The sequence below is a fragment of the Pseudoalteromonas marina genome, assembly GCF_000238335.3.
In the GTDB taxonomy this organism is placed as follows: domain Bacteria; phylum Pseudomonadota; class Gammaproteobacteria; order Enterobacterales; family Alteromonadaceae; genus Pseudoalteromonas; species Pseudoalteromonas marina.
The window spans coordinates 1,535,195-1,553,129 of record NZ_AHCB03000005.1; the positions used below are offsets into that span (position 1 = coordinate 1,535,195).

15 protein-coding genes are annotated in these 17,935 nt (G+C 38.7%); 4 read left to right on the plus strand and 11 right to left on the minus strand.

Annotated elements, in window-relative coordinates:
- Positions 1–286 precede the first annotated feature (286 nt).
- Entirely contained in the window at positions 287–2,152 is a 1,866-nt protein-coding gene (gene sppA, locus PMAN_RS07150) for a signal peptide peptidase SppA (RefSeq protein WP_010557426.1), read from the plus strand.
- A gap of 81 nt (positions 2,153–2,233) precedes the next feature.
- On the plus strand, positions 2,234–3,244 hold the full coding sequence (gene ansA, locus PMAN_RS07155) for an asparaginase (protein WP_006794462.1): 1,011 nt from the start codon (positions 2,234–2,236) through the stop codon (positions 3,242–3,244).
- Between the two features lie 64 nt (positions 3,245–3,308).
- Here the strand turns inward: ansA and gndA are convergent, their stop codons facing one another.
- Positions 3,309–4,682: an NADP-dependent phosphogluconate dehydrogenase gene (gndA, locus tag PMAN_RS07160; protein WP_010557427.1), complete on the minus strand. Its 1,374-nt coding sequence runs from the start codon at positions 4,680–4,682 to the stop codon at positions 3,309–3,311.
- Between the two features lie 378 nt (positions 4,683–5,060).
- Here gndA and pyk point away from each other — a divergent pair, with 378 nt between their 5' ends.
- The gene (gene pyk / locus PMAN_RS07165) at positions 5,061–6,497 is read left to right on the plus strand and encodes a pyruvate kinase (protein ID WP_010557428.1); all 1,437 of its coding nucleotides are present in this window, start codon (positions 5,061–5,063) and stop codon (positions 6,495–6,497) included.
- 57 nt (positions 6,498–6,554) lie between these two features.
- Here the strand turns inward: pyk and PMAN_RS07170 are convergent, their stop codons facing one another.
- The 10 genes from PMAN_RS07170 to thrS all read right to left on the minus strand — a co-directional run bounded on the left by PMAN_RS07170 (position 6,555) and on the right by thrS (position 17,064).
- The gene (locus tag PMAN_RS07170) at positions 6,555–7,379 is read right to left on the minus strand and encodes a LytR/AlgR family response regulator transcription factor (protein WP_006794465.1); all 825 of its coding nucleotides are present in this window, start codon (positions 7,377–7,379) and stop codon (positions 6,555–6,557) included.
- The gene (locus tag PMAN_RS07175) at positions 7,376–8,449 is read right to left on the minus strand and encodes a sensor histidine kinase (protein WP_006794466.1); all 1,074 of its coding nucleotides are present in this window, start codon (positions 8,447–8,449) and stop codon (positions 7,376–7,378) included. Before PMAN_RS07175 ends, PMAN_RS07170 begins: the two co-directional genes overlap by 4 nt.
- Before the next feature lie 292 nt (positions 8,450–8,741).
- Positions 8,742–10,298, minus strand: a complete 1,557-nt coding sequence (locus PMAN_RS07180) for a SulP family inorganic anion transporter (RefSeq protein ID WP_006794467.1) — start codon at positions 10,296–10,298, stop codon at positions 8,742–8,744.
- Positions 10,299–10,411: 113 nt separating this feature from the next.
- Positions 10,412–10,870 carry an Lrp/AsnC family transcriptional regulator gene (locus PMAN_RS07185; RefSeq protein WP_002960703.1) on the minus strand — a complete coding sequence of 153 codons (459 nt, stop codon included), beginning with the start codon at positions 10,868–10,870 and terminating at the stop codon, positions 10,412–10,414.
- 115 nt (positions 10,871–10,985) lie between these two features.
- A complete protein-coding gene (locus tag PMAN_RS07190; RefSeq protein ID WP_010557429.1) occupies positions 10,986–11,627 on the minus strand; it encodes an MBL fold metallo-hydrolase in 642 nt (213 codons plus the stop codon).
- 2 nt (positions 11,628–11,629) lie between these two features.
- On the minus strand, positions 11,630–13,447 hold the full coding sequence (locus tag PMAN_RS07195) for a M14 family metallopeptidase (RefSeq protein WP_010557430.1): 1,818 nt from the start codon (positions 13,445–13,447) through the stop codon (positions 11,630–11,632).
- A 298-nt stretch (positions 13,448–13,745) separates the two neighbouring features.
- On the minus strand, positions 13,746–14,105 hold the full coding sequence (rplT, locus tag PMAN_RS07200) for a 50S ribosomal protein L20 (RefSeq protein WP_002960711.1): 360 nt from the start codon (positions 14,103–14,105) through the stop codon (positions 13,746–13,748).
- 15 nt (positions 14,106–14,120) lie between these two features.
- A complete protein-coding gene (rpmI, locus tag PMAN_RS07205; protein WP_002960713.1) occupies positions 14,121–14,321 on the minus strand; it encodes a 50S ribosomal protein L35 in 201 nt (66 codons plus the stop codon).
- 212 nt (positions 14,322–14,533) lie between these two features.
- Positions 14,534–15,094, minus strand: coding sequence for a translation initiation factor IF-3 (gene infC / locus PMAN_RS07210; protein ID WP_006794470.1), 561 nt, complete (start codon positions 15,092–15,094; stop codon positions 14,534–14,536).
- 59 nt (positions 15,095–15,153) lie between these two features.
- Entirely contained in the window at positions 15,154–17,064 is a 1,911-nt protein-coding gene (thrS, locus tag PMAN_RS07215; RefSeq protein ID WP_010557432.1) for a threonine--tRNA ligase, read from the minus strand.
- A 357-nt stretch (positions 17,065–17,421) separates the two neighbouring features.
- Here thrS and PMAN_RS07220 point away from each other — a divergent pair, with 357 nt between their 5' ends.
- Positions 17,422–17,868, plus strand: coding sequence for a DUF3010 family protein (locus PMAN_RS07220; RefSeq protein WP_006794749.1), 447 nt, complete (start codon positions 17,422–17,424; stop codon positions 17,866–17,868).
- Positions 17,869–17,935 lie beyond the last annotated feature (67 nt).

Sequence of the window (17,935 nt, forward strand, 5' to 3'; positions counted from 1 at the left end):
CATGCCCCATTAACTGGTCTAACCTGTGTAGATTCACTAATTCTGCTTTAATGATAACGAATAAGCAATATTTGCATGTATTTAATTAATACTTAAGACACGCTTAAAATACGTACTCATCTCAAAATTACTATTTAATGCGAGCGTGTATAGCATAATAAATCCATTGTTTTCGGTAGCTTAAACGTATTTATAAACACTTCGTTACGATTTAGCAGTTAAATTTATATTTATTCTAGGATAAGATGAAACAAATGTATTAGCTGTACCAAATTAAGGAGCTATTTTGATAGCAAAAATATTCAAAGGTATTTGGGCTGGAATAAACTTTTCTCGTCGATTAATAATCAACTTTTTGTTTGTACTACTTGTTATTGTATTTATTGCAGGTATATCAAGCGATGATGATAAAATTATTGTAGAGGAAGGCTCTGTTCTTAGGTTAAACCTAAATGGCCCATTGGTTGAAGAAAAGTTATATGTAGATCCTATTGAAGCGGCTTTAAATGACGCAACATCAGGTAACGACGAACCAAGTGAGATTTTACTCGATGATGTTGTTGAAGTCATAAACGAAGCAGCAAAAGATAGTCGTATCAGTGTACTACTTCTTGATTTACAAGAAATGCCTAAAGCGCATTTAAATAAACTTAAACAAATTACCAACGCTATTGAAGGCTTCAAACAGGCTGGCAAAAAAGTAATCGCTACAGGTTACTACTACACGCAAGCGCAGTATTACATTGCTGCACATGCTGACGAAATAGCGATGCATCCGTATGGAAGCGTAGCTATTGAAGGTTACGGCATGTACCCACTGTATTTTAAAGACGCACTAGAAAAGCTAGAAGTAACACAGCATATTTTTAGAGTAGGTACATTTAAATCAGCTGTTGAACCCTTTATCCGTAACGATATGTCTGATGCGGCTAAAGAAGCAAACCGTGTATGGTTAGGTGCACTTTGGAATGAATATAAGCAAGATGTTTCTGCTGTACGTCCATTCGATGAGTCAAACTTTGATGAAACTATGGATGTTTACCTAGAAAAAATGCAAGCGGCTAACGGTGATGCTGGTAAATATGCACTCGATAATCAATGGGTTGATTCGCTTAAAACAAGTCAGCAAATACGCCAACAATTGATAGATTTAGTGGGTGCGCAAGAAGATGGTAAAACATTTAAACACGTATCGTTTCGTCAATACCTGAGCCTGGTTAAACCTCCTGTCGTTTTTGATAACCCAATTACTGAGAAAGTAGCGGTTGTTGTAGCGAGAGGAACAATTGTAGATGGTGAGCGCAGAGCGGGCGAAATTGGTGGTGACTCTACCGCTGCCCTTCTCCGTAAAGCAAGACTTGATGATAAAGTAAAAGCAGTGGTACTTCGTATTGATTCAGGTGGCGGTAGTATGTTCGCATCTGAAGTTATTCGCGCAGAGGTATTAGCTCTAAAAGCAGCCGGTAAACCTGTTATCGCATCAATGAGTTCTGTTGCGGCATCTGGCGGTTACTGGATTGCATCTGCTGCAAACGAAATTTGGGCTGCACCAAGTACGATTACAGGGTCTATTGGTGTATTTGGTACATTTATGACATTTGAAAATACATTATCAAAAATTGGTGTTTATTCTGATGGTGTTGCAACCACCGAAATGGCAGGTTTTTCTGTCACTCGCCCACTTAACGAAAAAATGGCTCAAGTTATTCAAATGAGTGTTGAAGAGGCTTACGGTCGATTTTTGAATGTTGTAGCTCAAGCTCGAGGCATGACGCCTGAGGAAGTTGATGCAATTGCGCAAGGTCGAGTTTGGATTGCTTCTCAAGCACTTGAACTGGGATTAATTGATAAGCTAGGTGATAAGCAAGATGCAATTGATGCTGCAGCCGCCCTTGCTAAGTTAGAAAACTACGATGTTAAAACAATCACACAAGATTTGAGCCCGCAAGAAAAAATGCTACAAGACATTTTTGGAAGTGCATCAGTGAAATCGATGTTGGGTCTTCAAACACAAGCACCATCTGTTTTAGCAACACAAGCTAATTTAAACAGCGTCATACAACAACTGAGTAGTGAAGTTGAAAGCCTCAAGGATTATAACGATCCACAGGGTGTGTACGCTCGTTGTTTAGAGTGTAAAGTTGCACAATAAAGGTGCGTGATCCACACTCGTTGCTTTATTTACACTAGCGACAGGTTATACTAAGCCCAGTTTTTTTACTGGGCTTTTTTTATGAAACGTAAACGCATTTATATCGCTTATACCGGCGGTACCATAGGAATGAAAAAATCAAGTCGGGGTTACATTCCCGCAGAAGGTTTCTTAACCGAAACGGTTATGAACAATGCCGAATTTAATCGTGATGAAATGCCCTTATTCGATATTCACGAATACTGTCCACTTATTGATTCATCTGACATGTCCCCTGCACACTGGCAACTTATTGCAGATGATATAAAAAGTAAATATCAGCAATACGACGGCTTTGTTGTACTGCATGGTACAGACACCATGGCCTATACTGCATCCGCACTTTCATTCATGTTTGATAATTTAACTAAACCCGTTATTGTTACCGGATCGCAAATTCCACTTTCTCAACTACGATCTGACGGACAGGTTAATTTGTTAAATGCAATGTACTTAGCTGCTAATTACCCAATTGCAGAAGTGAGTCTGTTTTTTAATAACCAGTTATTTAGAGGTAATAGAGCCACTAAAGCACATGCAGATGGTTTTGATGCCTTTGCTTCACCAAATTTAGAGCCTCTTGCATTATCAGGTATTAATATTCAACTTATTAAAGGCCAACTAAGTCCTTATGTTGAAAACGAACTTCAAGTAACCACAATAACGCCACAGCCAATTGGCGTACTTTATTTATATCCAGGAATAAGTACCGAGGTGGTGAAGAGTCTTGTAAACGATAACATTAAAGCTTTAGTGTTATTGAGCTTTGGCGTGGGTAATGCACCTCAGGACGATAAGTTTTTATCTGTGTTAAGTGAAGCAAGTAATAAAGGAATGATTATTGTTAATTTAACACAATGTCTAAAAGGTCAAGTCAATATGGGCGGTTACGCAACCGGCAACGCATTATTAAATATTGGCGTTATTAGTGGGTATGATATGACTTTAGAAGCCTGCTTAACCAAACTTCATTGCCTATTCAGCCAGAATCTAGAAATCGAGACTATTCGCCACTTAATGCAAGATAATATGCGTGGTGAATTAACAAGATAAAGAGTTACACATCGCAGAATCAAAAAAGGCACGCTTATAGCGTGCCTTTTTGTCTAATAAAGAATTAACGAACTTTAGCTTCAATCTCAACTAGGTCAGTCAAATGGCAGGTTTCACCACTATGGGTTTTAATGCCATGCTCACCAAAATAATCACGCTGGGCTTGAACTAGGTGCCCATTACTTGGTGTTGTTAACGTTGCTAAGTAAGTTTGTGTAGAGCTTAATACAGGAAACGCCAAACCAGACATAACAGCTTGTCCTGTTATCTTACGTAGTGCATTCGCCTCTTTATCGAGTGAATCTATAAATTCGACTCCTTGCGCCACGCTATCTAGATAGTCAGCTCGAATAATACAACCTGCACGCCAAGTTTGTAATGTTTTCGACAAATCAACTTTCCACTGGTGTGTACGAGATGCGCCTTTAATTAGTGCTAAACCTTGGCGATACGCAAGTAAACTAGCAAGTGTAAATGCATCTTTAAGCTCTTCGAGATCAATATCAACGATATTGGTTGATTTTGAAGCGTACGTCATTTCTTGTGCAGCGGTTGTATCGCAGGCATTGGTTAGGTGTCTGGCTTGAACAGCAGCGACAAGTGATGGTACTGCAATTCCTAACTCTAGCGCGTTTTGTGCAGTCCACAAACCTGTACCTTTAGCGCCAACTTTATTATCAATAAGGTCGACTAGTGGCTCATTTTTATCATTTTCAAGGGTTAATATGTGGCTAGAGATAGAAAGTAAGTAACTATTTAACTGCCCTTGTGACCACTCATCAAATATTGCAGCTACTTCTTTTGGAGAACGGTTAGTTCCTGAGCGTAGTAATTGATACATTTCTGCAATGAGTTGCATAAGTGCATATTCAATGCCGTTGTGAACCATTTTAACAAAGTGTCCACTTGCCGATTGGCCAACACGTGCAAAACAAGAGCTACCATTGTAACTTGCAGCTACTTTTTCAAACCATGGTTCAATACGTTCCCAGCCACCTTCTGACCCACTGGCCATCATTGCTGGGCCATGGCGGGCACCTTCTGCACCACCTGAAATACCCATGGTGGCAAACTCAAATTTATTTTGGTATTTAAGTTTACGCGTAATACCATCTTTATAATTACTGTTACCACAATCAACTATAATATCATCACACTCTACGCCTGCGTTTACCAGTTCATTACAAACGGTATCTACTAACTCACCCGCAGGAACAAGTAATAAAATAGAACGAGGTGCTTCTAAACGCCTTACCATGTCTCCTAAATCAGAAACAATGTGAAGTTTGTCAGCCATGCCTTGAGATTTAGCACAACTTATTAACTCTTCACCCGCATGTGGGTTTTTGTCATAAGCAACAAGCGTTATCCCCTTTTCTATCAAATTTAGGGCAAGATTTTTCCCCATAACGCCTAACCCGACTAATGCAACTTGCATTTAGTGTCCTCCTCGGTAACAACTATTTGGTTAGAAAATTCAATGTATTCATTCAATAATACCGCATGCTTTATACGTATACAGTAATAAAATACTAACGATGAGCCAATACAAAGTAATATTTCACTACAGGTATAAAAGCCTCGCAATTATATCAAATATCATCGAGCAAAGGGTGACTAAAAGCAAAGCAAATTAAAATTATGATCATTGACGCATTTTGACACCGGTGTCATAATGATGACACAATAGTTTTGTATAAAATAGTGGCAATTCTTTTAGCTTTGCCTACAACTAAAGATATAGCTTTATAAAGCTATATCTATCGTAAACAAAATAACCGTCAACCTGCTTTCACCAAGCACACAGGAGAAATTGATGCTAAGACGCACAAAAATAGTCGCTACCCTTGGGCCCGCTACCGATAGAGATAACAACTTAGAAAAAATTATTCGCGCAGGCGCAAACGTAGTACGTTTAAACTTCTCACACGGTGTGGCTCAAGATCATAAAGACCGTGCACAAGCAGTTCGTGATATTGCAAAACGATTGAACAAACATATTGCTATCCTTGCCGACCTTCAAGGTCCTAAAATCCGTGTATCAACGTTCAAAGAAGGCAAAGTAACCCTAGAAGTGGGTGCTAAGTTTATCCTTGATGCAAAAATGGAAAAAGGGCAAGGCGATATAAGCGCTGTAGGTATCGATTATAAAGAGCTTCCACAAGACGTATCTCCTAACGATTTACTTCTTTTAAATGATGGTTTAATTCAACTTACAGTTGATAAAGTAGTTGATCATCTAGTTCACTGTACCGTTACAGTGGGAGGTGTTTTATCAAATAATAAAGGGATTAACCGTTTGGGCGGTGGATTAACTGCCCCTGCGTTTACTGATAAAGACAAAGAAGATTTAATCACAGCAGCAGAAATCGATGTAGATTATATTGCGGTATCTTTCCCACGTAGTGGTGATGATATGCGTTACGTTCGTTCTTTAGCTGAAGCAGCTGGCTCTAAAGCGCAACTTCTTGCAAAAATTGAACGTGCTGAAGCTGTAGAAACGCAAGAAGCGATTGACGACATTGTACTTGCTTCAGATGCTGTTATGGTTGCGCGTGGTGACTTAGGTGTAGAAATTGGCGATGCTGCGTTAATGGGCAAGCAAAAGCTTATTATTCGTCGTGCTCGTTCATTGAACCGTACTGTTGTTACAGCAACGCAAATGATGGAATCGATGATCGATAACCCAATGCCAACACGTGCTGAAGTAATGGATGTTGCAAACGCAGTGCTTGATGGAACCGACGCTGTAATGCTTTCTGCAGAAACCGCAGCGGGTGATTACCCTGAAGAAACTGTAGCGACTATGGCGCGAGTTTGTTTGGGTGCTGAGTCACAAAAAGAAACACACGTATCTAAGCACCGTTTAGACAGCCGTTTTTCTAATAATGCAGAATCAATTGCTTTATCAGCTATGTATGCGGCAAACCATTTAGACTCTGTTAAAGCTATTGTAACGCTTACTGAATCAGGTAGCACAGCAAAATTAATGTCACGTATTAGTTCGGGTTTACCAATCTATTCACTATCTCGTCATGCTAGTACGCTTGGTCAAACCGCACTTTATCGTGGTGTTTACCCTGTGTTTTTTGATTCAACACAAACAGAAAAAGATGCAATGGTTAAAGCAGCTTTAGATACGCTTGTTGCCCAAGGATCATTAGCGTCAGGTGATACTGTGATTTTAACGCATGGTGATTCAATGGAAACGGTTGGCGCAACAAATACAATGAAAATTGTTACTGTTGAGTAATTAACGCTTTAAAAAAAATGCGAGCTTAGCTCGCATTTTTTATTTCTAACTATAATTTTAGCTCGCTAATGCTGCTTTTACTTTATCTCGGTAACTTCGGCTTACTTTTAATTCTTGTCCATTTTCTAAAACAAGTAAATACTCGCCACTAACCTGTGTTACTAATTTACTGATTTGTTTTGTATTTACAATTGCGCTGCGATGAACCCTAACAAATAAATGAGGGTCGAGCTCTTGCTCAAGTTCTTTCATTGTTTTACGTAATATATGTGTTTGTCCATCTTGGCAATGTAAACACATATAATCACCTGCTGCATCAACCCATTGAATGGTTGCTGCTGGAACACGAATAATTTCGCCCTGCTCTTTTACTGCCAACGACTCTGGGTAACGTTTATCAGCTAAAGTATCACCGGTTGCCAGCTTTTTGAGAATTTCTTCACAGTTATTTCCGGTAATGCCAGCTACAAAACTCGCGAGTTTTTTCTTATGGGCGTTGTCTTGTTGCGTTTTTAAATAGGTATGCACTTTTTCTACCGCCTGTTTTAGTCTGTTATCATCAACGGGTTTTAAAATGTAATCCAATGCATGAATTTCAAATGCTTTTACTGCAAATTGATCAAATGCGGTAACAAACACGATTGCAGGTAGTACTTTAGTGCTTTCACTTAACGCGCGAGCAACTTCAAAACCATTCATGCCTGGCATTTGAATATCTAAAAATACTAAATCTATTTTTTCGTTTTTACACGTCTGTATTGCATCCGCACCCGAACTGCATAATTTAATAACTTCAATATCATCAAATTCTGAAAGTCTTACATCTAAACCTTTGCGCGCTAATGGTTCATCATCAACAATAAGCGTTCTGATTTTCATCATTTCTTCACAGCCTTCTCAAACGGCACTCGCAGATTAACTTTTAATCCACTTGGCGTATTATGTGATAATACAAACGAATAATTATTTTCGTAGAGCGTTTTTAATCTATCTTTGGTATTTGCAATGCCAACACCTTGTGCGTTAACAAGCTTGCCATTTTCTAATTCTGTGCCAGGCCCGTTATCTCCCACTTCAAGGAGTAATTCGTTAGCAAACACTTGGGCTTTGATATCAATTACACCACCTTCAGATAAGTGGGCAATCGCATATTTAATTGCGTTCTCAATAATAGGTTGCAATATAAGACTAGGCACAAGCGCTTGTTTTGCTTGTTCACTTACGTCTATGTTTACCTTTAAACGTTCATCAAAACGTACTCTCTCAATATCAAGGTATAGCTTTAATGCATGTAACTCTTGCTCAAGTGGTACTTTTTTTATGGGATCGGTATTTAATGTGTATCTTAAAAAGTCACTTAATTTAGAGACCATTAAGTTAGCATCTTTATTTTCTTTTACCAAAACTAATGTTGAAATGGCATTTAGCGTATTAAATAAAAAATGCGGGTTAAGCTGATACCTAAGCATTTTTAATTGGGCTTCGTGGGCCATTGTAGTGGCTTTTAATGCTTTTTGACGTTCACTTTGCAATAGCTGATAATATTTGACGCCAAAGTACAAACCACTCCAACACAAAATAATGTAAACAGAATCTAATCCTTGTTGCAGGTAATAAAACCACTCTTCTGGCCTGTAACCATGGCGATATATTTCCCATAGATTAAATTTTTGTACAACAGCCCATAATGTACCCGTTACATAAGATGCCCCAAACACCACTAACATCAGCACTATAGGTGAAGCATTCCAAACTGTACGGTAAATATAGCGAAGAGGTACTGTCATAAGACAGCCAGCATAAGCATTTAATAATATAACGAATACGTAAATATCACGCATTTCAAATACTTTAGAACCAATGTAATTGACAAGCGCATACCCTATCCAGCCTGCAATCTGCAAAAGCCAAAAAAAGCGCTGACGGTTATCAATTAAAGATTGCCAATTCAAAACTTACACTGTCTCCAAAATAGTAACTACTTTAAAATCTACTCTTAGCTTGTATTTATTAATAACTAATTAATTTTATAATTCAACTAATTCATATCATCGCCTATTATATAGATTTACGAGGCTGTTTAGCACTACCGCCTATCTTAGTTTTTAATACAATCAACGCAAACTCTACTCACACGCAATAAAAAAGCGAAAGGTGTTACCCTTTCGCTTTCGTTGATACGTTGATACGTTGATACGTTGATACGTTGATACGTTGATACGTTGATACGTTGATAGTTAGTATTTAAGCTAGCTTATCTGACGCAACTTTATAAGTAGGATCTTCTATTACATTGACCTCAACTAAATCACGCGCTTTGTGCAGTAACTGAGTACAGTCTTTACTTAAATGACGCAAATGAAGCTGTTTACCTGCTTTAGTATATTTATCAGCTAATGCGTCAATAGCCTCTATTGCACTGTGATCTGATACACGGCTATGTTTAAACTCTACAATAACGTTCTCTGGGTCATTTTTAACATCAAATAATTCAGAAAAGTTTTTAACTGAACCAAAAAATAATGGCCCATGTAACTCATATACTTTTGAGCCTTCTTCATCAATGTAGTTAGTTGTGTAAATATGCTTAGCATGTTGCCATGCAAAAACAAGTGCAGACACAATTACACCTACACACACTGCAATCGCTAAATCGGTAATCACCGTTACACCTGAAACCAACACGATTACAAAGGCATCTGACAATGGAACGCGCTTCATCATTTTAAAACTTGCCCATTCAAATGTACCAAGCACAACCATAAACATAACCCCAACAAGTGCGGCAAGTGGGATCATTTCAATTAAACTTGAGGCAAAAATGATAAATGCAAGCAACATTAGTGCTGCACTGATACCTGATAAACGTGAACGACCGCCAGAATTAATATTAATCATTGATTGGCCAATCATTGCACAACCACCCATTGCACCAAAAAAGCCACACGTTATATTTGCAGCGCCTTGGCCAATACACTCTTTGTTACTGTGACCACGGGTTTCAGTAATTTCATCAATTAAGCTAAGCGTTAATAATGACTCTATCAGGCCGATAGCAGCAAGTATCAGTGCATAAGGGAAGATAATTTGCAGCGTATCTAAATTAAATGGCACCATAGGAATATGGAACTCTGGCAACCCACCTGCGATTGTTGCCGCTTCGTCACCTGTCATCCCTTTTAAAAAATCTAATACGGTATGTGCTTCAAGGTCTAAACCAATCACTAAGCCAGTTACCGTTACAATCGCAACCAAAGACGAAGGAATAGCCGTTGTTAACTTAGGAAGGAAATGAATAATTCCCATAGTTAGCGCAACCAGCCCTAGCATAATAAACAATGGTTCACCCGTCATCCATTGCTGACCGCCCATACCGTCAGGTACTTTAAACTGACCTAACTGGGCTAAAAATATAACAATAGCTAAGCCGTTTACAAACCCTAGCATTACAGGATGTGGTACCATTCGAATAAACTTACCGAGCTTGAATATTCCCGCGAGTATTTGCAAAATACCCATCAACAGCACGGTTGCAAAGAGATACTCAACACCATGATCAAGTACTAAACTTACCATAACAACCGCTAAAGCACCGGTAGCACCTGAAATCATACCAGGGCGGCCGCCAAATATAGCCGTAATTAAACCTACGATAAACGCGGCATATAGACCAACTAAAGGTTCTACATTTGCTACAAAGGCAAACGCAACAGCTTCTGGCACTAAGGCTAACGCCACAGTTAAACCAGATAGAATATCGTTTTTAGCAGAGCTTGGCGCCCTACTGAGTAAGTTAAACATTGAGATCCTCAGGTGTATTTTGGGTATAAAAAAAGCGCTAAATTCTAGCAAATTAGCGCTCATTTAACAATTACATTGTCTTTTAAACTAAATAGCTCTATAAAGTTATCCGTTTACAAAGGAAGAGAAGTGCTTCGTTTTACACATGTCATTGTTACATTTGAATGCACTTCCTGTACATATTCCAAACTTAATAAATTATCTCTGACAAAATGTTCGTAACCCTCTATACCTTGTGAAATTATGCGTAACATAAAATCCATGGTACCAGCCATTGTATAACACTCAGTTACTTCATCATAACTCATGATTAGTTTTTCAAACTCAGCCAGATTTTTTTTTCCATGGTTAGATAAACGCACATGTGCGTATACCAGCATATCAAAGCCTAGTTTCTTTTCATCTAACAATGCCACTTTGCTTTTTATATAGCCGTCTTGCTCAAGTTTAGCAATTCGACGCCAACAAGGTGATTGAGATAAGCCGACTTTATCTGCTATTTCAGCAGTTGATAGACTTGCGTCTTGTTGCAAAAGTGCCAAAATTTGGCGATCTACGTGATTTAGAGACATTTTATTTCTTATTTATCAAATAAACTGGTTAAATTATACAACCATTTTTAAAAACAATCTGCTTATTTTTAGTTTTTCTATGTATAAATTATTCATAATTAATACATTTAATTCACTATCCGTACTGCCCACTCACAAAAGGGTTCGTTTTAATTTCATGCTCTACTGTTGTTTCACTGCCATGCCCCGACAAAATCGCGGTCTGCGCCGGCAAGGTTAATATATTAGCCTTAATAGATTCTATAAGTTGTTGACTATTGCCTTGTGGAAAGTCGGTTCGACCCACAGAGCCTTTAAATATAACGTCACCAACAATTACGCATTTATTATCTTGTTCATAAAATACAATATGTCCTGGCGTATGACCTGGGCAATGCATTACATCGAATTTTAATTTACCTAGGCTCAAAGTATCACCATGCGATAGCCACGCATCTGGGTAAAAAGGATCAATGGGTGGAAAACCGAACATTTGAGCTTGCATTGGTAAATTATCAAACCAAAAACGTTCATCCTTATGCGGGCCAATAATTTTAATATCAAACTGCCTACGAAGCACGTCAGCTGCACCAACATGGTCTAAGTGCCCATGGGTTAACCAAACAGCTTTTAAGGTTAAACTATTACTCGTTAAAGTAGCTATTATCTTATCGCTGTCACCACCGGGGTCGACAACGATTGCTTCTTGAGTACTTTCGCAAGCTATTATTCTGCAATTTTGTGCAAATGGTGTCACTGGTATTGTTATAATTTTCATCGCTATATTTCTTTATCTTTTTGTTCTGGTATTGCTATTTCTTCTTCAAACGACATAAGTATTGGATACTTTAAATAAGCTTGGTCATAAAACGGGCTATGCTCATACAACCAGTTTAAGCGAGCATCAGGATCATTAGCGAATGACTTGTCATTTTTTAGCTTTTTATCAAATGCTAATGCAAGTTTTGGATTATCTTTTAACATTTGACGGGCAAACGGGATTAGCGCGTAGTTTTCCATGTATTCTGTTCGTTGAAAAACAGTATTAAACTCACCCCATGCAAAAAATGAATCCGGTGCCTCTGGGTGCAGCAAATGGACAGCTAATTCTCCTGCCTTTTGTTGAGTTGTCACTTCAAACCAACCGTCTAAATTTACATTAATAGCAGACTTATAATCAAAAATAGCCGTTACTCTAAATCGTCCTTCAAACGGTGACTTAGCAAAAGAGTACTTATCTATTTTGGCCTGTTTTAATGGTTGTGTATTTTCACCAACTAATTTGTTCACAGACACACCATGAAGCGATAACTTTTCAATTAAATCCGTGTAAACAGGTGGTATAAAAAATGCCTTAGGCACTTCAACACGCTTTTGTACGTCTTTTTGCCAATATACAGGGAGGTTTGTATATGATTCTTTCTCACCAATATATTGAACTTCTGTTTGACCTGATAACGTACTCATTTTTGAGGTATAACGAATACCTTTGAATTCAATTTCAACAGGAGTTTTACTATACCCTCGTTGAACAATAAGCTCTTTTGGCACAAATGCCTGTTCTTTTTTTACTGCATTAGCTAGTTCATGGCTGTGATTTGATAAGGCATCAATTGCACCATCAATAAATACATAAGTTCCTAATACACGTTGCTTATAGGGTTTCAGGGAATGGTTTTCGACTAAAATTGTAGGTAAAGACTTTAAGTCGCCCCAACCATTTGAAAACCGTGGTGTAGCAACCCAACCTGCAAGCCCTTCTTTAAAGTTTCGCTTGTTCATAACAAATACAAGTGGTCCAGGTATATGGCCTTGCGATGCTAACTTTTCATCTATTACAGGTTTGAAGTATTGGTCTAGCGCAGCAGATATAGCAGGTGATTCGCTCGCAAAAACCGGGTTATACCCATAGGTGACATCGTATTGATAATCTGCACCGTCAGTAACGTGCACATCAACATACAGATTTGGGTTATAGTCATTAATAACCTTCAAAACACTTTTAACTTCGGGTGTATCAAGTTTTGTAAAGTCACGGTTTAAATTTAAATTATTTGCATTAGTTCTAAAACCCATTTTACTTGGGCCGCGTTGGTTAATACGGTTGAAGTGGCCGCTTCTTTCATGTCCGTCAACGTTTAAAATTGGGATAAACAAAATATTTACTTTCTTTAAAATATCCCTGCGTTTGCCTGTCGCTATATCGCGTAACAACATAAACATGGCGTCTTTACCGTCAATTTCGCCAGCATGAATTCCCGCTTGAACAAGCACTGTAGGCTTGGTGCTATTAGCAAGCTGATCTGCATCAAAAAAACCTTGCTCACTCGCTACAACCATTTTAATAGCGCGCTTACTACTACTATAACCAATTATTTGCGATTTGAATTGAGTTGGGTTTGCAGCAACTAAACGCTCTACAAAAGCCATTGTGTTTTTGTAGTCAGGAGATATATAACCATCTGAAAGTTCAAAATCCGTTGTCAGAGGACCTGCCTGTTGTATCAGCGATAAGCTTTGTCCTTGCCAAGGTAGCAAAGGTGGTAAATGGCTGTCGTAAGTCATACTTGCAGATAAAAAGAGTAAGCTGGCTAACATATTATTCTCAAAAAAACGCTTTAATGGCCAAATTATAACAACTTAACTGATCGTTACGAAAAAACTGCGGTAGTTCAACAAAAAACACAGCCTAAGGTAAGTTAATAATGGATCAAAAATGCTTTATTAGTATTTCAGCACAATTAGCATCCAATTAAATACAGCTGGGTCTTTAAATTAATAACAGCTTATCTTACTCGGGAACTTAGAATAGCTTTTATGTGGTAGGGTTTTCATAGCAAATTTTAGGCACAAAAAAAGGAGCCAATGGGCTCCTTTTCAGTTCTTATAAAAAAGCTTAAGCGGCTAGGCCTTCTTTAGCTTTTTCTACAAGCGCTGCGAATGCAACTTGGTCGTAAACAGCGATATCTGCAAGGATCTTACGATCGATTTCTACAGAAGTCTTCTTAAGACCATTGATAAAACGGCTGTAAGACAGACCATTTTGACGTGAAGCAGCATTGATACGTGCAATCCATAATTGACGGAAAGTACGTTTCTTCGCACGACGGTCACGATAAGCGTATTGACCCGCTTTAGTAACAGCCTGGAAAGCTACGCGGTAAACACGTGAACGTGCTCCGTAGTAACCTTTTGCTTGTTTTAAAACTTTTTTGTGACGTGCACGTGCGACAACGCCGCGTTTAACTCTTGCCATTTCTAAAAACCCCTATTAAGCGAACGGTAACATACGTGAAACTAGACCATGGTCATTTTTATGAACCATCATCTTAGGACGTAGGTGTAACTTACGCTTAGAAGTTTTCTTAGTCAGAATATGACGAAGATGCGCTTGTTTACGCTTGAAACCGCCAGAAGCAGTCTTTTTGAAACGCTTAGCAGCGCCACTGTGACTTTTTAGCTTATAAGCCATTGCAATAACTCCAATTGTATTGCTTTTAAATTAGTAAGCAGGCGTGAGGTATATTTCTATAGCTCCACTTTTAGGCCTAACTTACTGCCATGTTCCGGTGAAAGCCCAGCATAAGATGCTGCAACTTTACTTTAAAACCGGTTAACTCAGGTGAATATTTGCATATTGCTTGCAGACCTGAGCTAAATTCGGTGCGCATTATTACTTAAAAATTACTTTTTAGCAATAGGTGCCATCATCATAACCATTTGACGGCCTTCAACGCGATTTGGGAAAGACTCAACGACTGCTAAATCTTCTAAATCGCCTTTAACGCGGTTTAATAGTTCGATGCCAATTTCTTGGTGAGCCATTTCACGGCCACGGAAGCGGATGGTAATTTTAGCTTTATCGCCAGCTTCTAAGAACTTACGTAAGTTACGAAGCTTAACCTGATAATCACCTTCATCCGTACCAGGACGGAATTTGATTTCTTTAATCTGGATTTGCTTTTGCTTCTTCTTCTGCTCTTTCAGTTCTTTGCTTTTTTCAAAGATGAACTTACCGTAGTCCATAACCTTACAAACAGGCGGCTCAGCGTTTGGGCTAATCTCTACAAGATCAACACCCGCTGCATCAGCCATAGCTTGTGCGTCTTTTAATGACTGAATTCCAGCTTGTTCGCCGTCGATGTCGATTAAACGAACTTCTTGAGCTGTAATTTCTTCGTTAATACGATTTTTTTGAGCTGTTTGTTGCCCTTTCTTGCCGCCTCTAATGGTACGTTCCTCCAAGAATATCAATAATATAAGCGTGTAAATGGCTTTTAGTTACAGCCCTACACGCTCGATTTTTACTGTCGATTTTTAATCTCTTCGCTTATTTTAGCTACAAAGTCATCGACATTAAATTTACCCAGGTCTTCACCTGTTCGCGTACGAACCGCTACTTCTTGTTGTTCAACTTCTTTGTCGCCAACAACCAGTAAGTAAGGTATACGCTTTAATGTATGCTCACGGATTTTAAAGCCAATCTTCTCATTTCTCAAGTCAGCAGCGGCTCTAATTCCAAGTTTATTTAATTTTTGTACAATTTCGTGCACGTAATCTGCTTGTTTATCGGTAATATTCATAATTACCACTTGCTTTGGAGCAAGCCACGTTGGGAATAAACCAGCGTATTCTTCAGTTAAAATACCGATAAAGCGCTCAATTGAGCCTAAAATAGCACGGTGTATCATAACTGGGGTGCGTCGTTCGTTGTTTTCAGCTACATAAGTAGCGCCTAAACGACCCGGAAGTGCAAAATCTAGTTGCACTGTACCACATTGCCACGCTCTGTCTAAACAATCGTACAAAGTAAATTCAATTTTAGGTCCGTAAAAGGCACCTTCACCTGGTAGGTAATCAAATTCAATGTCGTTTGCCTTAAGTGCATCAGCTAATGCAACCTCTGCTTTGTCCCAAATTTCATCGTCACCGATACGTTTTTCAGGACGCGTAGAAAGCTTAACTACAATTTTGTCAAAACCGAATGTTTCATAGGTATCATAAACCATCTTAATACACGCTGAAACCTCGTCCATTACTTGCTCTTCTGTACAGAACACGTGAGCATCATCTTGTGTAAAGCCACGTACACGCATTAAGCCGTGTAAAGCGCCTGATGGTTCGTTACGGTGACAACAACCAAACTCGGCCATACGCAGTGGTAAATCACGGTACGATTTTAAACCTTGGTTAAAAATTTGCACGTGACCCGGGCAGTTCATTGGTTTTATAGCGTATTCACGTTTTTCAGACTCTGTGGTAAACATGGCGTCTGAGTATTTCTCCCAGTGACCAGATTTTTCCCATAAAGAACGGTCCATCATCATTGGACCTTTTACTTCTTCGTAGCTGTACTCACGCAGTTTTTCACGAACAAACTCTTCAAGCTCGCGATAAATGCTCCAACCATCGTTATGCCAAAATACCATACCTGGCGCTTCTTCTTGCCAGTGCCATAAGTCTAGAGCCTTACCAATACGGCGATGATCACGCTTTTCAGCTTCTTCTAAGCGTTTAAGGTACGCTTTAAGTTGCTTTTTATCACCCCACGCTGTGCCGTAAATGCGCTGTAACATTTTATTTTCAGAATCACCACGCCAGTACGCACCTGCTACTTTCATTATTTTGAAGTTTTGGCAGAATTTCATGTTAGGTACATGAGGACCACGACACATATCTACGTATTCTTCGTGGTGGTATAATCCTGGGCGATCATCTTTTGCAATGTTCTCGTCCAAAATTTCAATTTTGTATGTTTCGCCACGCGCTTCAAACGTATCGCGAGCTTCTTGCCAGCTTACTGTTTTTTTCACTACGTCATAGTTTGTTTTTGCAAGTTGCAGCATACGCTTTTCAATGGCATCTAAGTCATCTTGTGACAAAGAATGATCTAAATCGATATCGTAGTAAAAGCCGTTATCAATAGTAGGGCCAATGGCCATTTTTGCTTCGGGGAAAAGTTGCTTAACCGCATGACCTATTAAGTGAGCACACGAGTGACGAATAATCTCAAGTCCGTCTTCATCTTTTGCTGTGATGATCTCAAGGCGTGCATCATCATTAATTAGCTCACATGCATCAACACGGTCGCCATTAACACGACCAGCAATGGTTGCTTTGGCTAGGCCTGGACCAATATCGGTTGCAACATCAAGGGTACTTACAGGGTTTTCAAAACTACGCTGACTGCCGTCAGGAAGGGTAATAACTGGCATTATAAATCCTTACATACAGTGGTGACACCTACAATGTATCACGTGTATTTTAAATAAAATTAAATGAGAATGACTCGACAACGCTCTTACGAATAAGCATTGACTATTTTTCGCCTAACAGGCTGATGTAGATGCTGAGTCTGCTCAACTACAAAAATATATTGTCGCGTGAGCGAGAAACAATTACAAGTTTAAAGGCGCTGTAATCAATGTTATTTTGCGTAAGTTTGTAAATATAGTTAAAAACGATGACAATTTTGAGAAATGCATAGTAAGAATTCACCTTATTGCTTATTCTCGCAATTTATTCGATGTTGCGTATAATACGCAACAATTAAGTTTTATTAGAGAACAGCAATGAGAACATGTGGTGTAGAAATTACCGGTAGTGACGTACTACTTTGTATTTTAAGTAAAGATAACGACGTTTTTGATATTCGCGATGTGCGTCAAACACGTTTTACTTTAGGTAATGGTAACGACACTGAAATAATGCGCAAATTTCAATTTGATTTTGCAAAGCTAATGCAAGATTACCAAATTGACTCTGTTGCCATTCGCGAACGCCAACCAAAAGGTAAATTTGCCGGCAGTGCGAAAGGCTTTAAAATGGAAACCGCTATTCAGCTCATTGAAAACCTAGATGTACGCGTATTCTCAACTACAGAGATTAAAGAGCAAGTTAAGCGTAATCCTATCCCTATTGCATTTGAGGAAACAGGCCTTAAAAAGTACCAAGAAAATGCATTTGTTAATGCCTACGTATACATAATGAAAAAAACGTACCGTAGTGACGAAATGTAATTTAAAACGTTTAAAGTTTTTTAAATTATGAACGCGCCAATATGGCGCGTTTTTTATTGCTACTATT